The organism is Bradyrhizobium sp. 17 (assembly GCF_023073515.1).
Classification (GTDB): Bacteria; Pseudomonadota; Alphaproteobacteria; order Rhizobiales; family Xanthobacteraceae; genus Bradyrhizobium; species Bradyrhizobium canariense_D.
In genome coordinates, this window is the sequence record NZ_JADPJQ010000012.1 from 233,088 (window position 1) to 236,078 (window position 2,991).

Genomic DNA, 2,991 nt, shown 5'->3' on the forward strand with positions numbered 1-2,991 from the left:
TCGTGATCGGCGCGGGACGGCCGGACGAGGTCCGCCTCCGCCTTCGTCAATACGACGCGGCGGCCCCTTTCGTCGGCCGTGACGTGGTGGTCGGGATCAGGCCGGAATGCCTCGCCGAGGGCAGCCGCGTGTTCTCCGCCGATCCGCCCGTCGTCGTCAACGCGCCGGTGGAGATGGTCGAGCCGACGGGAGCCGAAACGATCGTGCTGCTGCGGCTTGGCGGCGAGCCTGCGCTGGCGCGCATCACGCCGGACATCCGCCCCACACCGGGCGCCGCCGCCCCGTTCGCGCTCGACACGCGTCGCATCTGCCTGTTCGACCCCGAGACGGAGCGACTGATCGCATGACAAGAACGAGCTATGCCGGCCTTAGGGACCGCGTGGTGTTGATCACCGGTGGCGCCAGCGGCATCGGTGCCGCCTTCGTGCGGGCGTTCGCGGCGCAAGGGGCGCGCGTCGCGTTCCTGGATCTCGATGAAGCAGCCGGCCGGGCGCTGGTCGCGGAAGTGAAGGCCGCGGCCGGGACCGTACCCTTGTTCGTGCCGTGCGATCTCCTCGACATCGACGCCTTGCGCGGCGCCATGGCGCAGGTCCGGGGATCGCTTGGCGATGCCGCGGTCCTCGTCAACAACGCCGCCAATGATCAGCGTCAGGTGCTGGCCGAGGTGACGCCGGCCGAATTCGACTGGATGATCGGCGTCAACCTCAAGCACGTCTTCTTTGCCGCGCAAGCGGTGGTGCCGCAGATGCAGGCGCGCGGCAGCGGTTCGATCATCAACATGTCGTCGATTGCCTGGATGCGCGGCGCGCCGGGGCTGCCTGTCTACGCCGCGGCAAAGGCCGCGATCGTCGGCTTCACCAACTCCCTGGCCCGGTCGCTCGGGCCCGACCGCATCCGCGTCAACGCGATAGCGCCGGGGATGGTGATCACGGAGCGTCAGCGCCGGCTGTGGTACCCGGACGACCAGGTGATCGCCGAGCTGCGCACGCGTCAGGCCATTCCCGACGCGGTGACGCCCGACGACATCGCCAACATGGCGCTTTTCCTCGCCTCGGACGACAGCCAGCGCATCACGCGGCAGTGTTTTCAGGTCGACGCTGGTCTCGGCTAGAGCGTGATCCGAGCTGCTGTCGTAGAGGTCCGCTCCGTCTCCGAGAGCAGCCGCGTGAGCCCACCTCACCTTGAGTCGGAGTTGGGCCATGAACGGACTCCTGCATCGCAGCGAGATAGCTCTATTCAATCACCTCGTCAGCGCGAATGAGTAGTGAAGGCGGCACTGTTAAGCCGAGCGCCCTGGCCGTCTTCATGTTGATCACCAACTCGAATCTGGTCGGCTGCTCGACCGGCAACTCGGGGGGCTTGATGCCTTTGAGGATCTTATCGACGTAGCCGCCAGCACGACGCAATAGATCGAAAATATCCGGGCCGTAGACGACTAATCCGCCATCCGCGAATTGTCGGAAGAAATGCATCGCGGGCAGATGATGTTTGGCCGCGAGCGCGATAACTCGTGGGGCTTGGCGAATGATAAGAACATCGCCAAAGACAATGATTGCATCGGCGTGCTGGGCGGCAGCCGAGGCAAAGGCGATATCAAGCTCCTCGTCCGCGGTCGCCTCAACTATCGGCAGAGCCACGCCCAACTTCCGGGCTGCGCTTGGTGCCTCCTCGGCTACCATCAGCCTGTGCATGGGGTTGCTCGGATTGACCAAGAGCGCAATTTTCGACGCGCCAGGAACCAGTTCCTGGAGGATTTGTATTTGTTTGGCGGTCCAATCTCCCGGCACCCAGCTCGCGAGACCGGTCATGTTACCGCCTGGACGCGCGAGGCTTTGGATGAGGCCGAGCCCCACGGGATCGGCGACAACCACGAATACAATCGGAATGGTGGCAGTTGCCGATTTAAGGGCAAGGGCTGGTGACGGCCCGAGGGCAATTACCAGATCGGGAGTTAGCGTCACCAACTCCGCAGCTAGGGTTGACAAGCGATCCGGAGTTTCGGCAAAACGATATTCAACGAGCAGGTTCCTGCCCTCGATCCAGCCCTTCTCGCGCAAACCACTGCGCCATGCGTTGCGACCCTGAGAATCTAGGAATCCGCCCAAGAGACCGATCCGGCGAGGCGTGCCCTGGGCCCGCAAACGCCGTGGCGAAACGAGCAGCATTGCACTGCCTGCTATGAACTCCCGCCGCTTCATTCGATCCTCATCGGAGCCCGAGGACGATCGAACACAGAGTATCACGTCTCGATAGTTGGTGCACTCACAGCTGGGAGATGCAGGGGATCGGCGCAGCGGCAACTTCGGGTCACGTGCCGATATCCTATAAACGAGCGCCAAGGTTGCCACGTAATCGCACCACTGGATTGGTTAGAAGTCATGCCTTATCGTGCGCGTACTTCTCCAAAAGCAGCCGACTACATCACTTTCTCAGGGCCTCCGCGAAATATGCCCGGCGACCAGCACGCACACACCGTAGGACCAGTCAGCGACACTGACTTGCGTATTCAGTCGGGCGCCGTGTGAAGGTGCCGAAAGCGAGTACGATTCTCCGGGCCCTAAACAAGCTGAGGCATTATGCCTCTTGGGGCGAAACACCCATTTCTACGGGTGCACCAGTCTCGTAGAATGTGGTTGCCCTAGAAGCGGGATGTGCCGAAGTCGCCGTTCGGGACCAACGAGAAGTGCTAGCGCTATCGGCAGGTGCGCTACCCTATGAGACCGCCCCTTTTCGGTTTCTCACCACGACTCCACATTTCCACGCGCGCAGCTTTTGCGGCGGCTTGTTGCAGTAACCCAGGGAGAAAAGCGATGAGCAAGATCGATCGAAGGTCTGCATTGACATTCGGGTTGGCAGCGGCTTCGGCGGCCATGATAAAGCCCGCCGCCGCTCAAACGACGGGCTACAAGGACACAACTCCATGGCCAGGTGTGGTGGTGCGTGAGTATGATAGCGAGACACCATCGCTGATCCCGGGTTTTAAGACCGTCT

Annotated in this window: 3 protein-coding genes and 1 pseudogene; 3 read left to right on the plus strand and 1 reads right to left on the minus strand. The window is 62.5% G+C overall.

What is annotated here, in order from left to right; translation table 11 throughout:
• The coding region (locus IVB13_RS02345) for a TOBE domain-containing protein (protein WP_247487536.1) at positions 1 to 347 on the plus strand (347 nt) is incomplete at its 5' end.
• Positions 344 to 1,111 carry an SDR family oxidoreductase gene (locus IVB13_RS02350; RefSeq protein ID WP_247296565.1) on the plus strand — a complete coding sequence of 256 codons (768 nt, stop codon included), beginning with the start codon at positions 344 to 346 and terminating at the stop codon, positions 1,109 to 1,111. The genes IVB13_RS02345 and IVB13_RS02350, both read left to right, overlap by 4 nt.
• A gap of 121 nt (positions 1,112 to 1,232) precedes the next feature.
• Here the strand turns inward: IVB13_RS02350 and IVB13_RS02355 are convergent, their stop codons facing one another.
• Positions 1,233 to 2,198, minus strand: coding sequence for an ABC transporter substrate-binding protein (locus IVB13_RS02355; RefSeq protein ID WP_247487538.1), 966 nt, complete (start codon positions 2,196 to 2,198; stop codon positions 1,233 to 1,235).
• Between the two features lie 612 nt (positions 2,199 to 2,810).
• On the opposite strand from IVB13_RS02355, the pseudogene IVB13_RS02360 reads away from it, so the two are divergent.
• A pseudogene (locus IVB13_RS02360) lies at positions 2,811 to 2,991 on the plus strand (hypothetical protein); the annotation flags it as partial.

Excerpts from the sequence above, each read along its gene's own strand:
- IVB13_RS02350 (WP_247296565.1), top strand. The coding sequence starts at position 344 with ATGACAAGAACGAGCTATGCCGGCCTTAGGGACCGCGTGGTGTTGATC.
- IVB13_RS02355 (WP_247487538.1), bottom strand. The coding sequence starts at position 2,198 with ATGAAGCGGCGGGAGTTCATAGCAGGCAGTGCAATGCTGCTCGTTTCG.